This is a genomic window from Pseudomonas sp. TH37 (genome assembly GCF_016650735.1).
GTDB lineage: Bacteria > Pseudomonadota > Gammaproteobacteria > Pseudomonadales > Pseudomonadaceae > Aquipseudomonas > Aquipseudomonas farris.
In genome coordinates this window covers 37959-57118 of the sequence record NZ_JAEKFD010000008.1, presented here as the reverse complement: position 1 = coordinate 57118, position 19160 = coordinate 37959, and the positions used below count along the sequence as shown (strand labels likewise).

Annotated in this window: 18 protein-coding genes; 5 read left to right on the top strand and 13 right to left on the bottom strand. The window is 59.2% G+C overall.

Going from position 1 to position 19160, the window contains the following annotated elements:
- Positions 1–164 precede the first annotated feature (164 nt).
- Positions 165–1040, bottom strand: coding sequence for an AraC family transcriptional regulator (locus JFU11_RS19905; RefSeq protein WP_123719961.1), 876 nt, complete (start codon positions 1038–1040; stop codon positions 165–167).
- A gap of 137 nt (positions 1041–1177) precedes the next feature.
- On the opposite strand from JFU11_RS19905, the gene JFU11_RS19900 reads away from it, so the two are divergent.
- A complete protein-coding gene (locus JFU11_RS19900) occupies positions 1178–2080 on the top strand; it encodes a DMT family transporter (protein ID WP_123719960.1) in 903 nt (300 codons plus the stop codon).
- Between the two features lie 27 nt (positions 2081–2107).
- Here JFU11_RS19900 and JFU11_RS19895 read toward each other — a convergent pair whose 3' ends face one another.
- From JFU11_RS19895 to JFU11_RS19875, 5 genes are all read right to left on the bottom strand, one after another.
- A complete protein-coding gene (locus JFU11_RS19895; protein ID WP_201061889.1) occupies positions 2108–2617 on the bottom strand; it encodes a DUF2165 domain-containing protein in 510 nt (169 codons plus the stop codon).
- Between the two features lie 191 nt (positions 2618–2808).
- On the bottom strand, positions 2809–3783 hold the full coding sequence (locus JFU11_RS19890; protein ID WP_123719958.1) for a D-glycerate dehydrogenase: 975 nt from the start codon (positions 3781–3783) through the stop codon (positions 2809–2811).
- Positions 3784–4026: 243 nt separating this feature from the next.
- Complete coding sequence (locus JFU11_RS19885; RefSeq protein WP_123719957.1) at positions 4027–4404, bottom strand: DUF6124 family protein; 378 nt, start codon at positions 4402–4404, stop codon at positions 4027–4029.
- 368 nt (positions 4405–4772) lie between these two features.
- The gene (locus tag JFU11_RS19880; protein ID WP_123719956.1) at positions 4773–5270 is read right to left on the bottom strand and encodes a hypothetical protein; all 498 of its coding nucleotides are present in this window, start codon (positions 5268–5270) and stop codon (positions 4773–4775) included.
- 158 nt (positions 5271–5428) lie between these two features.
- Positions 5429–6397, bottom strand: coding sequence for a LysR family transcriptional regulator (locus JFU11_RS19875; RefSeq protein ID WP_201061888.1), 969 nt, complete (start codon positions 6395–6397; stop codon positions 5429–5431).
- Between the two features lie 359 nt (positions 6398–6756).
- On the opposite strand from JFU11_RS19875, the gene JFU11_RS19870 reads away from it, so the two are divergent.
- The 4 genes from JFU11_RS19870 to JFU11_RS19855 all read left to right on the top strand — a co-directional run bounded on the left by JFU11_RS19870 (position 6757) and on the right by JFU11_RS19855 (position 11676).
- A complete protein-coding gene (locus JFU11_RS19870) occupies positions 6757–8268 on the top strand; it encodes an efflux transporter outer membrane subunit (RefSeq protein ID WP_201061887.1) in 1512 nt (503 codons plus the stop codon).
- A 154-nt stretch (positions 8269–8422) separates the two neighbouring features.
- Complete coding sequence (locus JFU11_RS19865; RefSeq protein ID WP_201061886.1) at positions 8423–10627, top strand: FUSC family protein; 2205 nt, start codon at positions 8423–8425, stop codon at positions 10625–10627.
- Positions 10617–10817 carry a DUF1656 domain-containing protein gene (locus JFU11_RS19860; RefSeq protein WP_007896379.1) on the top strand — a complete coding sequence of 67 codons (201 nt, stop codon included), beginning with the start codon at positions 10617–10619 and terminating at the stop codon, positions 10815–10817. Before JFU11_RS19865 ends, JFU11_RS19860 begins: the two co-directional genes overlap by 11 nt.
- Positions 10818–10827: 10 nt before the next feature.
- On the top strand, positions 10828–11676 hold the full coding sequence (locus JFU11_RS19855) for an HlyD family secretion protein (protein WP_123719952.1): 849 nt from the start codon (positions 10828–10830) through the stop codon (positions 11674–11676).
- A 128-nt stretch (positions 11677–11804) separates the two neighbouring features.
- Here JFU11_RS19855 and JFU11_RS19850 read toward each other — a convergent pair whose 3' ends face one another.
- The 7 genes from JFU11_RS19850 to JFU11_RS19820 form a co-directional block, all read right to left on the bottom strand.
- Positions 11805–12203, bottom strand: coding sequence for a DUF4440 domain-containing protein (locus tag JFU11_RS19850; RefSeq protein ID WP_123719951.1), 399 nt, complete (start codon positions 12201–12203; stop codon positions 11805–11807).
- Between the two features lie 160 nt (positions 12204–12363).
- The gene (locus JFU11_RS19845; RefSeq protein ID WP_201061884.1) at positions 12364–13188 is read right to left on the bottom strand and encodes an SDR family oxidoreductase; all 825 of its coding nucleotides are present in this window, start codon (positions 13186–13188) and stop codon (positions 12364–12366) included.
- 30 nt (positions 13189–13218) lie between these two features.
- The gene (locus tag JFU11_RS19840; protein ID WP_008070465.1) at positions 13219–13683 is read right to left on the bottom strand and encodes a hypothetical protein; all 465 of its coding nucleotides are present in this window, start codon (positions 13681–13683) and stop codon (positions 13219–13221) included.
- A gap of 290 nt (positions 13684–13973) precedes the next feature.
- Positions 13974–15425 carry a mannose-1-phosphate guanylyltransferase/mannose-6-phosphate isomerase gene (locus JFU11_RS19835; protein WP_123719949.1) on the bottom strand — a complete coding sequence of 484 codons (1452 nt, stop codon included), beginning with the start codon at positions 15423–15425 and terminating at the stop codon, positions 13974–13976.
- 209 nt (positions 15426–15634) lie between these two features.
- Positions 15635–16288 carry an alginate O-acetyltransferase AlgF gene (locus JFU11_RS19830; protein WP_201061883.1) on the bottom strand — a complete coding sequence of 218 codons (654 nt, stop codon included), beginning with the start codon at positions 16286–16288 and terminating at the stop codon, positions 15635–15637.
- A 14-nt stretch (positions 16289–16302) separates the two neighbouring features.
- Positions 16303–17478, bottom strand: a complete 1176-nt coding sequence (locus JFU11_RS19825; RefSeq protein ID WP_123719947.1) for an alginate O-acetyltransferase — start codon at positions 17476–17478, stop codon at positions 16303–16305.
- A gap of 11 nt (positions 17479–17489) precedes the next feature.
- The gene (locus JFU11_RS19820; protein WP_201121351.1) at positions 17490–19055 is read right to left on the bottom strand and encodes an MBOAT family protein; all 1566 of its coding nucleotides are present in this window, start codon (positions 19053–19055) and stop codon (positions 17490–17492) included.
- Positions 19056–19160: the final 105 nt, after the last annotated feature.

Below are 19160 nucleotides of genomic sequence, written 5' to 3'. Positions count from 1 at the left end.
CCGGACGTATTTCGATACGTTAGAGAACAAGAATTGTTCGCATTGTAGGGGCGGAGGCTGCATCCGGCAATCGGCTCCTGGCCGGTTTCTCTGATCCGATGATCTGGAGACCGCGTCATCGTTCTTCGCGAGCATAGGCACCGAAAATCCAATGGCTTGCAGCGCTACCGCAAAAACGCCTGCCGATATTCCCCGGGCGTACCACCCAGCGCCTGGCGAAACCGGTTGGTGAAATGGCTGGCACTGGCAAACCCACAGGCCAACGCAATATCCCCCAACGGCTGCGACGTCCCGCGCAGTAACTCTTGCGCGCGGCTCAGTCGCCGAGCCAGCACATACTGATGCGGCGGCAGACCGAAGCTCACACGAAACATCCGCGCAAAGTGGTATTCCGACAGCGCACACAATGCCGCCAACTGCCCGAGGCTGATTGCTTCGGCCATTTGATGGTCGATGAATTCCACCAACTGCCGTCGTTGATGCGCCGCCAATCCACCTTTGAGGCGCAAGCCCTCACGCACGCCGACCTGGCTGAGCAGGGCATGGCTGAGCATTTCGTGGGCCAGGCTGCTGGTGAGTAGACGTTCACCCGGTTCATCCCAGTTGAGGGCGATCAACTGTCGAAAGCGCCGGGCTTGCTGCGGGTCTTCAAGGAACGTGCGCTCGCGTAACTGCAATTCCCGCGGTTCGCGATCCAGCAGCGTGACGCAGCCAAGGGCAAATTGTTCGGGGCTAAAATACAGGTGGGCCAGGCGAATATCGCCATTGATCACCCAGCCTGACTGATGGTCGGCCGGCAGAATGCACAGCTTGTCCGGGCCGCCCTTGGTACCGGGCTGGTCGCGGCGAAAGGTGCCGGTGCCGCCGGCGATGTAGCAGGACAAGGTGTGATGGCTCGGCGCTTCGTAGTCCTGGGCGTCATGGTGGTTGTTCCACAAAGCCGCAGCCATGCCGTCACCGAGCTCGGCGCTGTGCTCCAGGCGAGCATTGGGCGAGCGGTTAAGCGCTTGAAAGACTTGCAGGGTTTCCAGTGCGGCCATGATCGGTTCTCTCCAACGCTTTGCATCCTACTCCGTAGACGTTGACCTGCCAGCCCGCCGGCCGACAAAAGCGCAAGTTTATGCAAGTGCAAAAGGATTGCGCGCCGGACACTGAAGGCCTATTCAGGAGCCTGGCCATGAACCTCTCGTTATACCTGCTGACCGTGCTGATCTGGGGTACCACCTGGATTGCCTTGAAATGGCAACTGGGCGTGGTAGCGATTCCGGTGTCGATCGTTTATCGCTTCGGCCTCGCTGCGCTGGTGCTGTTCGTGATGTTGCTGCTCAGCCGGCGTCTGCAAGTGATGAACCGTCGCGGGCATCTGATTTGCCTGGCTCAGGGTCTGTGTTTGTTCTGCATCAACTTCATGTGCTTCCTCACCGCCAGCCAATGGATCCCCAGCGGTCTGGTCGCCGTGGTGTTTTCCACCGCCACACTGTGGAACGCCTTCAATGCGCGGGTGTTCTTCGGCCAGAAAATTGCCCGTAACGTGCTGATGGGCGGCGCACTGGGGTTGCTCGGATTGGGCCTGTTGTTCTGGCCAGAGCTGGCCGGTCATACCGCCAGCCCCGAAACCTTGCTCGGTTTGGGTCTGGCGTTGCTCGGCACCTTGTGTTTCTCGGCCGGCAATATGCTGTCGAGTCTGCAACAGAAGGCTGGCCTGAAACCCCTGACCACCAACGCCTGGGGCATGGCTTACGGCGCGGCGATGTTGTCGGCGTGGTGCCTGGTCAAAGGCATCCCGTTCGACATGGAATGGAATGCCCGCTATATCGGCTCGTTGCTGTACCTGGTGATCCCGGGTTCGGTGATCGGCTTCACCGCCTACCTGACGCTGGTCGGACGCATGGGGCCGGAACGGGCGGCGTATTGCACCGTACTCTTTCCGGTGGTGGCGCTGAACGTGTCGGCGTTTGTCGAAGGCTATCAATGGACGGCGCCGGCACTGGTGGGGCTGGTGCTGGTGATGTTGGGGAATGTGCTGGTGTTCCGTAAACCCAAGGCCCCGGTGATGCAAGGTAACGGTAAGTTGGCCTGACGCGCTGAAGATCGGTTCGGATCACGTTCAGCGCTCGATCCGAACTGCAATATAGATCAGCAGTGGAAATATGAAATCGACGATATGTCGCGCCCAGTCCTTATAGTTCCATTTTTCCGAAAGGTCCATGTTGAACCACTCAACGCCGACAACTTGCAGGCCTACGTAATAAATGCAAATAGCGATCAGTAATCCGAGGAGTGCGAACTTCTTTGTCTCATGGAATAGCTCAGCGTCCTTGTTAATATTTCTCAGTAGTTGATAAGTGCCCATGAGGCAAAAGACGGTGTAAATGACTTCAAGTGTGATGATGATCCAGTAGATTCGGTGATGGAGCATGGGGGAGGTGATGGCTCGATTACTATATTTAAGGCTCTCTCGAGTGGTGTCCATGCTCAGGACGTGCCCGACGTATTCGTAGTTGGTAGCATAGTCGGTGAAGTTGCTATACATCATGAGTAAACCAAATAGGCTCACAAAAAACATAAGGGCTGTTTTGCTGATTCTGATAATTTGGTCGGTGTTTAGAGGGTGCAAGATAGTTGTGCTCCTTGGTGGGTTCCCGTTACGGCCGGGTAAGTAAGGAGAGTCTATAGTGCTGACTGGTTTTTTGGCGTATGACTGAATTTCAAAGTGTGTGATGTTTGTGCGCGATTTATTATTTGTAGTTTGATTGGGGCATCGGGAAACATCGCGGGCAGGCGTTTGAACCGCCTGCCCTTATTTAGTCAGCCTTTCCACACTTGTGGGTTCACCAGATCTTGCGGCCGCTCACCCAACAAGGCACTGCGCAAGTTGGCCAAGGCACGGTTGGCCATGGCCTCACGGGTTTCGTGAGTCGCCGAGCCGATGTGCGGCAAGGTCACGGCGTTTTTCAGTTGGAACAATGGCGATTCGGCCAGCGGTTCTTTCTCGTAGACGTCCAGGCCAGCGCCGCGAATCCGGTTGTTTTGCAGCGCTTCGATCAGCGCCGGTTCGTCCACTACGGGGCCGCGGGCGATGTTCACCAGAATGGCGCTCGGTTTCATCAGCGCCAGTTCGCGGTGGCTGATCAAGTGTCTGGTTTTTTCGCTGAGCGGCACCACCAGGCAGACGAAATCGGCTTCTGCCAGCAGCTGGTCGAGGCTGCGGAACTGCGCACCGAGCTCCTGTTCCAGTTCGGTCTTGCGGCTGTTGCCGCTGTAGATAATCGGCATGTTGAAGCCCAGCCGACCGCGACGGGCGATGGCCGCGCCGATGTTACCCATGCCGACAATCCCTAAGGTTTTGCCATGCACATCGCTGCCGAACAACGGCGCGCCGACGGTGGCTTGCCATTGGCCGGCCTTGGTCCATACATCCAGCTCGGCGACGCGGCGGGCGCTGCTCATGAGCAAGGCGAAGGCCAGGTCGGCGGTGCTTTCGGTGAGGACGTCGGGGGTGTTGGTGAGCATGATCCCGCGTTCGTTGAAGTAGGCGAGGTCGTAGTTGTCGTAGCCGACCGAGACGCTGGAGACCACTTCAAGTTTTTCGGCATTTTCCAGCTGCGCGCGACCGAGTTTGCGACCGACGCCGATCAGGCCGTGGGCGTGGGGCAGGGCTTCATTGAACTGGGCGTTGATGTCGCCGTTTTTCGGGTTCGGCACGATCACGTCGAAGTCTTGTTGCAGACGTTCGATCATCGGTGGGGTGATACGGCTGAAGGCGAGGACGGTTTTTTTCATTGGAGGCGGCTCGTCGGGCTTGGAGAATGCCAAGCACGCTAACATTCTTCCCGGACATTATGCGAGCGCTCGAATTGCCGGGTGTACGGCATCCAAAACTGTAGGAGCGACCTGTGGCGAGGGGGCTTGCCCCCGTTGGGTTGCGAAGCAGCCCCAAAATCTCTGATGTACCAAAAATCGTGTGAGTGCTACGCACTCAAACGGGGGCAAGCCCCCTCGCCACAGTTCGCTCCTACAAGGGGATCAGCTGTGTGGCGCGGAATTTGGTACGTTGAGGTTATCCAGCATCCGGTTCACCGCCAGCTCAGCCAGCATGACGATCTGCTGAATCGCCATGGCCGTATTCCGATGCGGGCCTTCCAGATAGGTCGCAAAATTGCTGGCCATCACACTGGCCTGGGCCAACGACTCACAGGTGTGGGCCAACAGGTCTTCGTCCTTGATCGCCGGTGCGAGCATATACATCGTACTGGGTTTGCGGATGGTCGGTGATTTGAGGGCCGCGGGATTGAGGTAGTGATTCAACGCGCGTTCAGCGGCTTCGTTGAGTTTTTTGGAATTGGGGGATTCGTAGGGGGAAACGTCGTCGGTTTCCGGGGGATTCGGTGTTTCTTTGATCATGGGAATTACTCTATGACAGGATTATAGAGCTGCTATTTTCGTTTCCAAGCGAAGGGTGGCAGCCATGCGCGGTCTGGAAAACCGGAAATCCCATCCAACCCGGCAGACCCGAAGGTCTCCCGCGCACAGCCGCCATAACAAGGAATTGCGTGCAGAAAAAAGCGCCGCAGTATGCCATGTGCTGTGATGGGAATATCAGGTTTCCAAGCCTGGTCACTGATTTGGCAGCGACCCCTAAAGCCTACCCACTTCGCTTCCGAAGCAACAACCGTCAAAACTTGTCGGAAACGCCCTCAAAAATCACCCCGTCTGTAGGAAGAGCCGACGGCTCTCCCTGGACGACATGTGAGTGTTCAACAGGCTGCCGATTACTCGAATAGCTTTTCCAGATGTCGCTGTCCGGGTTTTATATGCTCCAGATTTTCAACATTAATTTCGCCAATCACTTGATGACTTTTTATACCGTCCATGATCGTAAAGTTGAAGGTGGCCTTGAGTGTTCCAACCTTAAAGTTGAAATCGAACGTGATATGCCCGACATCCTTTTTCGGGTAGTAAGGTCGGTGCCATGATCCACCATCGGGGTCGGCCCAGCTTTCGATGAAGGTAGGGGGCTGTAAAACATCGTCCGATTGAAATTCGTATCGTTTGTTTTCAATGTTTGCCGGGAACCTCATGGTGATGTCATTCCATTCGGTTTCACTGATTTGATGCCTGGTGTGTAAAATAACCACCTCTCCATCAGTGACAAAAATAGTAGGTGTTCCATCGTAGTCGGTGAACTTAAAGTTGTTGTGAATTTTGGCGATCAGTTGGCCGGTGGCGGAACTGGAGTTTTTATTTGAACCCGTGTAATAAATATTCATACTCGTATCCCTTCGAATGAAAAATGAAATTGCTCATGGAGTTTCCATTCGAAGAGATACTTCGTCTACTGTCAGATCTGACAGGTTATTTATATTGATTGGCTATCGAAGCGATGATTTTGGCATTCCTTTGCCATAAGCCAATGCTACGCAATGGGTTAATTCGCCAACCGAACCACACCCAAACTCCCACTCAATTCATACGCCGCCAATTCCGCCTGATGCGCCGCCAATATCTCCGGCAACGACCCGCGCAAGTACTCGACCCACGTCTTGATCTTCGCATCCAGATACTGCCGCGACGGATAAATCGCATACAGATTCAGTTCCTGCGAACGGTAGTTCGGCATCACCCGCACCAGCGTGCCGTTACGCAGCCCTTCAATCGCCGCATACACCGGTAAAACGCCAACTCCCATGCCACTGGTGATTGCAGTCTTCATTGCATCAGCGGAGTTCACCAAAAACGGCGAACTATTAATGGTGACCATTTCCTGGCCGTCGGGGCCGTCGAAGGTCCATTTTTCCAGCGGGATGACCGGGCTTACCAGGCGCAGGCAGGCGTGGTTGAGCAAATCGCTGGGTTTGTGTGCGCAACCGTTGGCTTTTACATAGGCGGGCGATGCGCAAACGATGCTGTAGGTGATGCCCAAACGTTGGGAGACGAAGCCCGAGTCCGGCAGTTCGCTGGCGAGCACGATGGACACGTCGTAGCCCTCGTCGAGCAGATCCGGCACGCGGTTGGCCATGGTCAGGTCGAAGGTCACGTCCGGGTGGGTTTTGCGGTAGCGGGCGATAGCGTCGATCACGAAGTGCTGACCGATGCCGGTCATGGTGTGCACCTTGAGTTGCCCGGCCGGGCGCGCATGGGCGTCGCTGGCCTCGGCTTCGGCTTCTTCGACGTAGGCCAGGATCTGCTCGCAACGCAATAAGTAGCGCTTGCCGGCCTCGGTCAGAGCGATGCGGCGGGTGGTGCGGTTGAGCAGACGGGTTTGCAGGTGGGCTTCCAGGTTGGAGACCGCGCGCGAGACGTTGGCCGTGGTGGTGTCGAGTTGCACGGCGGCGGCGGTGAAGCTGCCGGCCTCGGCCACGTAACTGAAGGCGCGCATGTTTTGCAAAGTGTCCATGGGGTGCTCTCTTGGCGAATGGCAAATTGTGACACGAAGTTGCTGATTCTTTACAGGCGACTAAAGACGCGACCAAGGGATTATCGCGTTAACGGTAACAAAGATTCACAGGATTCCCAGCTTATCGCCAACAGAGCCCACCCCTAGAATTGCGCCTCGGTAGGGATGGGCTTGTGTGGCGAGGGGGCTTGCCCCCGTTGGGTTGCGAAGCGACCCTAAAACCAGTCACTGCGATCTTCAATCAGAATGCGGTGACCGGCTTACGACTGCTGCGCAGCCGAACGGGGGCAAGCCCCCTCGCCACAAAAAGCCGTTCCCACACGTTCTCCGTACCTCTCCCACCTCAGGAAATCGCAGCAGTGCCGCGTCGCATCAACAGAGCGCTCAAGACGCTCAGTGTTTTGGCTTTAACCCTGGCAATCAGTGGCTGCATCGGCACAGAAGGTATTGCCCCGCAAGGCAAGGCACTGGAGGCCAATTCATTGGCCACCGACGACGCCATTCAGAGCGCCGCGCAAGACGCTCATTGGCCCACCACTCAATGGTGGCAAGCCTACGGCGACCCGCAACTGAACCGCTGGATCGACCTCGCACTGCAGGATAGCCCGAGCATGGCCATGGCCGCGGCGCGAGTGCGTCAGGCGCGGTCCATGGCCGGCATTGCCGAGTCCGCCGAATCATTGCAGATCAATGGCCAATCCACTCTCAAGCGCCACAACTGGCCCACCGATCAGTTCTACGGCCCCGGCGAGTTGGCCAACACCACCACCTGGGACAACAACGCCGCGCTGGGCTTCAGCTATGCACTCGACCTTTGGGGACGCGAAAGCAACGCCACCGAACGCGCCGTGGACATGGCCCACATGAGCGCCGCCGAGGCGCGGCAGGCCCAGCTCGAATTGCAGAACAACATCGTGCGCGCCTACATCGAGCTCTCGTTGCATTACGCACAACGGGACATCGTCGCGGCGACCTTGAAGCAGCAACAGCAAATTCTCGACCTGGCACAGAAACGTCTGGACGGCGGCATCGGCACCCATTTCGAGGTCAGCCAAGCCGAAACACCATTGCCGGAAACCCATCGGCAAATCGATGCGCTGGACGAGGAAATTGCTCTAAGCCGCAACCAACTCGCCGCTCTGGCGGGTAAGGGGCCGGGGGAGGGCGCGCAGTTGCAACGACCAACGCTGTCGTTGGGCGCGGCGCTGAAGTTGCCGTCGTCTTTGCCGGCGCAACTGCTCGGCCAGCGCCCGGACGTGGTCGCCAGTCGCTGGCAAGTGGCGGCGCAGGCGCGGGGCATCGATGTTGCCCACGCCGGCTTCTACCCCAACGTCGATCTGGTCGGCAGCCTCGGCTACATGGCCACCGGCGGCGGGGCGCTGGAGTTTTTGACCGGCAAGAAGCTCAACTACAGCGTCGGCCCGGCGATTTCGTTGCCGATCTTCGATGGCGGCCGCTTGCGCTCGGAGCTGGGCGAAGCCTCGGCGGGTTATGACATCGCGGTGGCCAAGTACAACCAGACGCTGGTCAACGCGCTGAAGAACATCTCCGACCAGCTGATTCGCCGCGAGTCGATGGACAAGCAACAAGCCTTCGCCGCCGAGTCGGTGGCCACGGCGCAGAAGACCTACGACATCGCGATGATCGCCTATCAGCGCGGGCTCACCGATTACCTCAATGTGCTCAATGCGCAGACGTTGCTGTTCAAGCAGCAACAGGTGCAACAGCAGGTTCAGGCCGCACGCTTGAGTGCTCATGCCGAGCTGGTGACGGCGCTTGGCGGTGGGCTTGGGGCGGGCAACGACGTGCCGGAAGACAGCCAGACCGATGCACCGAAAACCCCGGCCCTTCTTAACAGCCTCTCAAATTGAACACAAAACCTGTGGGAGCGGCGGTGCGGCGATCCGACTTGCCCGCGATGGCGTCATCACATCCGACATTGATGGTGCCTGATACACCGCCGTCGCGGGCAAGCCCGCTCCCACAGGTTCTGCGTCGTAACCGAATCTCAATGAGCAAAATTCCATGACTCCCTTGCCCGCACCTTTGCGCTGGCTGTATTCCCTTGAATGGCGCCGGGGGTTCTTCGACTGGGCACGCAGCGACGGCGTGACCTGGGTGTACATTTTCAAGGTGCTGTTCGCGGCGTTCCTGACCCTGTGGCTGGCCATGCGCCTTGAGTTGCCGCAACCGCGCACCGCGATGATCACCGTGTTCATCGTCATGCAACCGCAAAGCGGCCAAGTGTTCGCCAAGAGTTTCTATCGCTTCCTCGGCACGTTGGCCGGGTCGGCAGTGATGGTCGCGTTGATTGCCTTGTTTGCGCAGAACACCGAACTGTTCCTCGGCTCGCTGGCGATCTGGGTCGGCCTCTGCTCGGCCGGCGCGGCGCGCTATCGCAACTTCCGCGCCTACGGATTTGTGCTCGCCGGTTATACGGCGGCGATGGTCGGGCTGCCTGCATTGGCTCACCCCGACGGCGCGTTCATGGCGGCAGTCTGGCGTGTGCTGGAAATCTCCCTGGGGATTCTCTGCTCGACGCTTGTGAGCGCCGCGATCCTGCCGCAAACCGCCAGCGCCGCGATGCGCAATGCCTTGTATCAGCGCTTCGGCGTGTTTGCCTTGTTCGTCACCGATGGCCTGCGCGGTCGCAGCCGGCGCGAGGCGTTTGAAGCGAACAACGTGCGGTTTATCGCCGAGGCGGTGGGCCTGGAAGGGCTGCGCAGCGTCACGGTGTTCGAAGACCCGCACATGCGTCGGCGCAACGGGCGGCTCAGTCGTTTGAACAGCGAATTCATGGGCATTACCACGCGCTTCAATGCGCTGCATCAGTTGCTCGAACGCCTGCGCAGCAGCGGCACCGATCACGTTGTCGCGGCGATCAAACCGGGGTTACAGGATCTGGCTGAAGTGCTCGACGGCTTCAGCGGTCGCGCCTTGACCAGCCCCGACGCTGCACGCCTGGCCACCGCTTTGGCAACCTATAAGGAAAACTTGCCGGCGCGCGTCCGCAGCCTGCGGGCGACCTTTCAGGAGAGTGAGCCGAGCGACGCCGAGCAGCTGGACTTTCACACCGCCTACGAGCTGCTTTATCGCTTCGTCGACGACCTGCACAGTTATGCACAGACCCACGCGTCCCTGGCCGATCACAGCCACGAACGGGAACGCTGGGACGAGCCCTTCACCCCGCAAACCAACTGGCTGGCCTCGGCGGCATCGGGCATTCGTGCAACGTTCATTCTCGTGGTGCTCGGCAGTTATTGGGTCGCCACCGCGTGGCCGAGTGGGGCGACGATGACCCTGATCGCTGCCGCTACTGTCGGCCTTTCAGCGGCGACACCGAACCCCAAACGCATGGCGTTTCAGATGGCCTGCGGGACGTTGCTCGGGGCGCTGATCGGCTTCGTCGAGATGTTTTTCATCTTCCCCTTGATCGACGGTTTTCCCTTGCTGTGCGTGATGCTCGCGCCGGTGATCGTGGTCGGTGCGTTCCTGACTTCACGGCCGCAATACGCCGGGGTTGGCCTGGGGTTGCTGATCTTCTTCAGCTCCGGTTCGGTGCCGGACAACCTCACGGTTTACAACCCTTACGCCTTCATCAACGACTACATCGCGATGATCATGGGCATGCTGGTGTGCGCGGCGGCCGGGGCGATCATTCTGCCGCCCAACAGCCGTTGGTTATGGCGGCGGTTGGAGCAGGATTTGCGCGGGCAAGTGGTGTACGCCATCAGCGGCAAACTCAAGGGCCTGGCGTCGAGTTTCGAAAGTCGCACTCGCGATCTCTTGCACCAGGCCTACGGCCTCGCAGCGGGACAGCCGCAGGTGCAACGGGACTTGCTGCGCTGGATGTTCGTGGTGCTGGAAGTCGGCCACGCGATCATCGAGTTGCGCAAGGAACAGGCGATTCTGCCAGTGCACCCGGCGTACGCCGAATCCCAGCCGTGGCGTCAGTCAATCCGGGTGATGGGGCGTTCGCAGGTGCGACTGTTTCTGCAACCGAGCCAGAGCAATCTGGAGCGTGCTCTGGTCGCGGTCGACCACGCGATCAGCTGTGTGCAGGCCACCGACGAACCCTTCGCACCGCACTTCGATACCTCTGCCTTGCGCCGGGTGAAAAGCTACCTGCACTTCATCCGCACCTCGCTGCTCGACCCGCAATCGCTACTTGGCGGTTACATAAATGCCAACGCCATCGCCAAGCCCCAAGGACTTGAACATGCCTCGTGAAATCGCCTTCCACGGCGTGTACATGCCCACCATGACCCTGATGTTTTTCATTGCGGCGGCGCTGGCCTGGGCGCTGGATAGGTTCCTGTCCGGGTTCGATCTGTACCGCTTCTTCTGGCACCCGGCGCTGCTGCGTCTGAGTCTGTTTACCTGTCTGTTCGGCGCCCTGGCGCTGACTGTTTACCGTTGAGAACACCCCGATGAAAAAGCTTTTCAGCCTGCTCGCGACCCTGCTGGTGTTGGCCCTCGCCCTGTGGATCGGCCGAACCCTGTGGGTGCATTACATGAACACACCCTGGACTCGCGATGGCCGGGTGCGCGCCGACATCATCAACGTCGCCGCCGACGTTACCGGTGAAGTGGTGGACGTGCCGGTGCGCGACAACCAGCTAGTGAAGAAGGGCGATTTGCTGATGCGCATCGACCCCGAGCATTACCGCATCGCGGTGAAACAGGCGCAGTCGCTGGTGGCCTCACGCAAAGCCACGTGGGAGATGCGCAAGGTCAACGCCCATCGCCGCGCCGACCTCGACAACTTGGTGATCTCCAGGGAAAACCGCGACGACGCCACCAACATCGCCGACTCGGCCCTGGCTGATTACCAGCACGCCCAGGCGCAACTGGAAGCCGCCGAACTGAACCTCAAACGCACGGAAGTACGCGCGGCGGTGGACGGCTACGTCACCAACCTCAACGTCCATCGCGGCGACTATGCGCGCATCGGCGAAGCGAAAATGGCCGTGGTCGATATGAACTCGTTCTGGGTTTATGGCTTCTTCGAAGAAACCAAACTGCCCCGCGTGCGCGTGGGTGATAAAGCCGATATGCAACTGATGAGCGGCGAAGTGCTCAAGGGCCATGTGGAAAGCATTTCTCGGGGCATCTATGACCGCGACAACCCGGAAAGCCGCGAGCTGATCGCCGACGTGAACCCGACCTTCAACTGGGTGCGCCTGGCGCAGCGGGTGCCGGTGCGGATTCACATTGATGAAGTGCCAGAGGGCGTGCTGTTGGCGGCGGGGATTACGTGTACGGTGGTTGTTAACTAACCGTTAGACCGAGTCGCGCCCATCGCGAGCAGGCTCGCTCTCACATTGATGGGGTTCGGACGCTGATTCGGTGAACGACGAAAATCCCCCGTGGGAGCGAGCCTGCTCGCGATGGACGCAACTCGGTCTCACTCCTTGCAAAACGTCTCATGCAAATGCCGCCAAAGCACCTTGCCATCGGCCTGTTTCTCAAACACCACCGAGGATCGCCGATCAGAATGCAGCCCTGTCGCATCGGTCTGCTGCTCGCGGTAACTCACCACTGCGCCACCGTCATACAGCGCGACACCTCGCAACTCGCTGAGCTCAATCCTGAACCCGAGCTTCTTTCCGCCCGCCAGCAGAAACAATTCATTCAACGCCTCGAAATCCAGCACCCGGCCCAACGGCGAGATCATGGAAAACTGCGGCGAAAAACGCGTCAGCAATTGCTCTAGCTCGGACTCGTCTCGCTCCTCGGCCAACCATTGTTCGATGGCTATGTGGGCCTGGATCACTTCGTCAAAGTATTCGGTGTATTCGGTCATGTTGTTTCCTGAAATTTTGCAGCGTCTGTCCTGAAGTCTTCGCGGGCAAGCCCGCTCCCACAGTGATCTTTGGTGTGAATGCTATCTATGCTACCCAGTAGAACCTTGTGGGAGCGGCGGTGCGACGATTCGACTTGCCCGCGATGATGTCGACTCAGTCTTAGAGTTGCCCCTTCAACCCGAACCGCTTCATCAACCCCGACTCCAACAACCCCTTGGGCAGCAACCCCGCCATCAACGGCAACGCCCGGCTGCCGTTACCCAAACGCACCAGACGCGGCGGTTTATTCTGCTGCACGGCCTTCAATAAACCGGCGGCAAATTCACTGGCTGGCGTCGGTTTGTCCTGAGACGCCTTGGCCCGTGCACGAATACCTTCACGCAGAGGCCACCATGGCGACTGCTCGGTGATCAGTTGCTCAGCTTCGTTGCCGGCATTTTTCGCGAAACTGGACGCGATAGCCCCCGGCTGAACTTCCATGACCCGCACCCCGAACGGTGCCAATTCCATGCGCAACGCATCGCTCAAGGCATGCACTGCGGCTTTCGAGGCGCAGTAGGCGCCGGCAAACGGCGTGACCAGAACCCCGGACACGCTGCCGATGTTCACCACCAGGCCCCTGGCGCGACGCAGCACCGGGAACATCGCGCGAGTGACGCCGACGATCGCAAACACGTTGGTTTCGAATTGCCGTTGCATGGCCGGCACACCGCCATCGAGCAGGGGGCCCATGGCGCCATAGCCGGCGTTGTTGATCAGCACATCAAGACCGCCGCGCTGTTGATTGATCCGCTCACTCAGTTGTTCGAGGGCCGGGCCATCGTTCACGTCCAGTTGCACGGCAGTGAACCCGGCGGCGGTTAGAGCGGCTACGTCTTCAGCCTTGCGGGCGCTGGCCCAGACTTCGTAACCGGCACTTTTGAAGGCGTCGGCGAGGGCGCGGCCAATGCCGCTGGAGCAACCGGTAATCAACGCAACGGGCATGGCGCGGTCCTTGTGCAAAAAAAGGGAGGATCAGTCGGAGAAACTACCCTGCAAACGCTCGGCGCGAAACTCCAGGGTTTGCGGGCGATAACCGGGGCGCAGGGGCGGCATTGGCAAGCAGTCTTCCCAATTGCCACCGGCCTGCAATTCGCCTGGGCCGCGATAGCGCGGTGCGGCGTATTGATTGTCAGCCAGATTGACCGTATCGCCCGGTGCATAAGCGGCGATGCGCCAGCGCAGTTCGGTTAGTGGAACGTCGTTGCCGTTGTTCATCGTCAGCTTCAAGGGGCGATCCGCCGGGCAGTGCTCGGGCGCGTAGGTGATACGCAGCTCAAGGCGCGCCAGTTGCTTGACCTCGCGGGTGTCCAGCCAGAATACCCATACCGCCACCAGGCCCAATCCGACAGCGGCGGCCATGGAAACCGGCACGGCCTTGGACGGGTAGCGCAGCAGCAGGATCAGCCAGGTGATGACCAGCAGAACGCCGATGAACATGACGCGAAACCTCGGGAAGGGAAAGAGCATCCTACCTAAGCGTAGGTGGGATTGGCGATGGGCATTCATTCAGCGGTGGCTGGTCAGGCCCCATCGCGAGCAGGCTCGCTCCCACATTGACCGAGTTCGGACGCTGATTAGGCGAACGACGCAAATCCCCTGTGGGAGCGAGTCTGCTCGCGATGAGGCCAGTGGAGGCAAGAAAATCCCCAAAAAAAGCCCCCGCCCAACCCACTGCGGATAGGGACGCAGCGGGCTGGACGGGGGCTTTTTATTTTTTACCGGTCAAATCACTGCGCGATGGTTTTCACCGACACGCCGCGTTCGATCGGGGTAGAGCGACCGTAGATATCTTCAAACCGCTCGATATCGTCTTCACCCAGATAGCTGCCCGATTGCACTTCGATGATCTCGAGTGGAATCTTGCCCGGGTTGCGCAGACGGTGAACCGAGGCGATCGGGATGTAGGTCGACTGGTTTTCAGTCAGCAGGAACACGTTTTCGTCGCAGGTCACTTCAGCAGTGCCGCTGACCACGATCCAGTGTTCGGCGCGGTGGTGGTGCATTTGCAGCGACAGGCACGCGCCCGGCTTGACCGAGATGCGCTTGACCTGGAAACGGCCGCCCATGTCGACCGAGTCGTAGGAGCCCCACGGACGATAGACTTCGCAGTGGTTCTGGGTTTCGCTACGGCCCTGCTCGTTGAGGGTGTTGACCATCTGTTTGACGCCTTGGACCTTGTCCTTGTGGACGATCATCATGGCGTCCTTGGTTTCGACGACCACGATGTTTTCCAGGCCGATCACCGACACCAGCTTGCCGTTGCCGTGGATCATGCAGTTTTTGCTGTCCTGGATGACCACGTCGCCTTTGGTGACGTTACCGTTGGCGTCTTTTTCATTGACTTCCCACAGCGACGACCAGCAACCGACATCGCTCCAGCCTGCGGTCAGCGGCACTACGCAGGCGCGCTGGGTTTTTTCCATCACCGAATAGTCGATGGAATTGTCCGGGCAGCAAGCGAAGGTGGCGGCGTCGATGTCAACGGTGTCGACATCCTGTGCGCTACGTTCCAGCGTCAGTACGCAGGTGTCGTAGATGTCCGGATCGTGTTTTTTCAGCTCTTCGAGGAAGCGGCTGGCACGGAACAGGAACATACCGCTGTTCCAGAAGTAACCACCGGACTGGACGAATTCGGTGGCGCGTTTGACGTCGGGTTTTTCGACGAAGTGCGAGACACGGCTGACGCCTTCCGGCAGCAGGGCATCGTTGGTGGACTTGATGTAGCCGTAACCGGTTTCCGGTTTGGTCGCCGGCACGCCGAACAGCACCATCTCGCCACGCTCGGCCGCCACAGTGGCCAGGGCCAGTGCGCGTTGCAGGGCTTTCTGGTCTTCCAGCACGTGGTCGGCCGGCAGCACCAGCATCAACTCGTCGCGACCTTCATTGACCAGCATCATCGCGGTCAGGGCCACTGCCGGCGCTGTGTTGCGACCGAAGGGTTCCATCAGGATGCGCTGGGTGTCCAGATTGCGGGCACTCAGTTGCTCGTTGACGATGAAGCGGTGTTCCTTGTTACAGACCACGATCGGAGTGTCCATGCCTTCGAACACCAGGCGTTCCAGGGTTTGCTGGAACAGCGTGTGTTCGCCGGTCAGGGCGAGGAATTGCTTGGGGAATTGCTTACGCGAAAGCGGCCAAAGACGTGAGCCGCTACCACCTGACAAGATCACCGGAATCATGTTGTTACTCCTTAAATCGATTTGGTTAGAGCTACTGCGTTCTGTCGTTTCACTCTTGTTCTTGTTCCGTGTCCGAATTGACGCCTCGGTCCTCTGTGGGAGCTGGCTTGCCTGCGATGGCATCACCTCGGTGTATCTTGTTGCACCGAGTTGTCTGCATCGCGGGCAAGCCCGCTCCCACAAGGAAATGGGTCAATCCGGCAAATGTGTTAGCGCGTCGAAACCGGGCGTTTAACCCACACTGGCGACAGGCTGCTGCCTTTGCCGGTGACGTACAGCACGGCGGCTTCGCCTCGTTCCAGGGCAACCGGTTTCACGTCGCCGACTTTGGTGGCGCCGTCGTACAGTGCCAGGCTGACTTTCACCGGGTTGATTTCACGCTCGCCACGGCCCTTGGCCGCTACGGACGGAACCACTTCGGTCTTGCCGTCGGCGGTTTTCAGGGTCAGGGCCTTGTCGCTGAGGTTCTGTACGCGAACCAGGGATTTCTGCTTGTTCTTGAATGGCGGCTCTTCGATCAGTTGTGGCGCGCCGCTGGCGTTGTTGACCAGGGTGTAATAGTGGTCGCCGGCCAATTTCACCGGCAGGGTCTGGCTGCCGACCTTGGCGCTGTAATCGCCGCCCGGCATGAAGCTGAAGTCGGTGCTGGACAGCGGCGCGACTTCGTTCAGGTTGGTGGTGCCAACGGTGGCGCTGACTTCAGCGTTACCGGCGTTGAAGACCCGCACGAAACTGGAGCCTTTCGGTGCGGTCGGGCCGTAGAGCGCGCCGTCACCGGCGAAGGCCTGCAAGGACAATACGCTCATGCCAGCGACGAGAGCAAAGGTCTTAGCGAGACGGCGAGGAGTAGTAGTGAAAGTCATGGTGTACCTCTCTTTCAGTTTTGCGCCCGGTCGGGCGTCTCGGATTTAGTGTTTGCAGCTACGTTTTGTTGGCGTGCGCCGGCTTGTTTAAGCTCTGCGACCCACTGCGGGTCGGCGTCACCGATTTCGTTGTTCACAGGCAGATATCGTTCAGGGAACTCCCAGATCAGCACTTGTGGCGGGCTGTTCTTGAAGGCGTCGCTTTTCAGGTAGCTGAGCATCGGCAGAATCGGGCCATGGCCGTCTTCGGCGTAGCTGACCACGTCGCTGTGCAGTGCCTCTTTCAGCGCACCGATGAAGTTCCAGTTCGGGTTGGCGCTGTAGCTGGTGCCGATCAGGGCCACCGGCACTTCAGTGTTGGCGAACAGGGCGTCGTCACCGGCAGGCTGATCCTGGGCAGCCACTGTGTTGCGCTTCTGCAATGGCTCTTGTGCCGGCATCAGGTTTTCGAACAGCGGGTCCAGCGGCAGGAACAACCGCAGGTCACCCTTGTGCGTCACCTTCTCGGCAGGTTCGGTGACGAAGTTTTGCGGTTCGCCGCTGAGCGGAGCCTTGTCGGCAATGGTTTTGGCCAGGGTCTCGGCGGCGATTTGCGCGCCTTCCGGGGTCCAGTGGGTGTCGGTGCGCAGGAACACTTGCTGACCGTCTTGCTTGGCCTTTTGCAGCGGGCCGAGCAGGTCAGGGGCGAGGATCTTGTTGGCCGCCACACGAGCGTGGAAGTCCTTGTACAGATTGGCGTGGATACTCGCCGGCTTCACTTCACCCAGGTGTTCCGGGTACAGACGCGTCTTGGCCGGGACAATCGCCATCACCAGTTGCACACCTTGTTTTTTCAAGGTCTGGCGCACGCCTTCGACCAGCGCGTAGTTGCCTTGCAGGTTCAACTCTTCGTTGACGATCGGGTGGAACTCTTCATCGCTGTAGAGCCACTGATCGCGACCGAGCACTACGCCCGGACGACCTTCGTTGAACAGTTTGAAATCCAGCGCGGCCCAAAGGTTGGTGCCCAGGCGCTTGATCGGGAACTCTTCGTCGTAGTGCGTCTCGACGGCTTTGGTCCAGCGACCGTTGAGCACGGTCGCTTCGGCGTTGGTACTGAAACCGAAGAAGCTGCGTACCGACCACACGCCCAGGACCAGCAAGGTCACCAGGAACAGGGCGATGTAGAAGATGCGTAATGAGCGGGTCATAGTCAGATCCCTCAGAACTGGAAGTAAAGGAACGGCGAGAAGCTTTGCGCCGAGAGTTTGAGAATCGAGGCGATGAACAGCAGCAGTACCAGCGTGCGCATCACGTAACGGGACCAGTCAGCGGTCCAGTAGGCCGGTTGCACAGTCGCTTCAACGCCGACGGTGTAACCCGGTTCGTGGATGCTGGCCGGGTTGTCACCCGGTACGGCTTTGATCATTCCAGGCGTAGCCGCGGCAGGGCCATCGGCCTCGACGTTGGCAGCAGGCTTGGTCTTGACCGGTGGCCGGTTGGTGTAGAAGTCACGGATGCCGAAGAACGCCAGGGTTGCGTAAGCCACCACCAGAGTGGCCACTTGCAGACCGGTGAGGTTGGCCTGGTTGAGTTCCGACAGCGACCATTCGCCGAAGCTGAACATCGCGCCATACATGCGACCGGCAACGTGCAGGTTTTCCGAGCGGAAGATCACCCAGCCCATGACAACAAGCAGGAAGGTCAGCGCCCAACGGATCGGGTTGATGCTGCGCGGCGAAGTGTTCAGGCCGAGGGCCTTTTCGATCGCCAGCCACATGCCGTGCCAGGCACCCCAGACGATGTAGGTGATGTTCGCGCCGTGCCACAGACCACCGAGGAGCATGGTCAGGAACAGGTTGCGATAGGTCATCAGCGTGCCTTTACGGTTACCGCCGAGGGTGATGTACAGATAGTCACGCAACCAGGTCGACAGGCTGATGTGCCAGCGACGCCAGAACTCGGTGATCGACTGGCTGATGTACGGCTGTTTGAAGTTTTCCATGAAGCGGAAACCCATCATCAAGCCCAGACCAATCGCCATGTCACTGTAGCCGGAGAAGTCGAAGTACAGCTGCGCGGTGTAGGCCAGGGCGCCGAGCCAGGCGTCGCCCGTGGTCGGGTTCTGCAAGGCGAAGCAATGGTCGGCCACCACCGCCAGGGTGTCGGCGATGAAGACCTTCTTGATGAAGCCCTGCATGAACCGCGTGGCACCTTCGGAGAACTTGTCGAGGGTGTGGGTGCGGTTGTTGAACTGATCGGCCAGGTCACGGAAACGCAACACGGGGCCCGCGATCAGGTGCGGGAAGATCGCCACGAATGCGGCAAAGTCGATCAGGTTGCGGGTCGCCGGCGTATCACCACGGTAGACGTCGATGATGTAGCTGATGGACTCGAAGATGTAGAACGAGATCCCGATCGGCAACAGCACATGGGTCAGGATGAACGGCGACAGACCGACCGAGGTCATCATCGCGTTGATGCTGTCCACGCCGAAGTTGGCGTACTTGAAGTAGCCGAGGATGCACAGGTCGACGCCCACGCCCAGGAGCAACCAGCGCTGGGCCGGTTTGGTCCGAACGCCTGCCGCACCGACTTTCAGGCCGATCCAGTAGTTCCACAGCGTGACGGCTGCGAACAGCGCAAGGAAGTCCACACGCCACCAGGCGTAGAACACGTAGCTGGCGATCAGCAGCAGCAAGTTGCGATAGCGTATTCCGCTCAAGTAGTACATGCCGAGAAAGATCGGCAAGAACAGAAACAGGAACACGTTGGATGAAAATACCATCCCGATCTCTCCATGTTTAACCAACAGTCAAGGGCCAACGGCCCCCCCAAACCCCCCACCGAAAACCGGAGGGCTAACTCACAAAACTCAAACTCGACACCGACC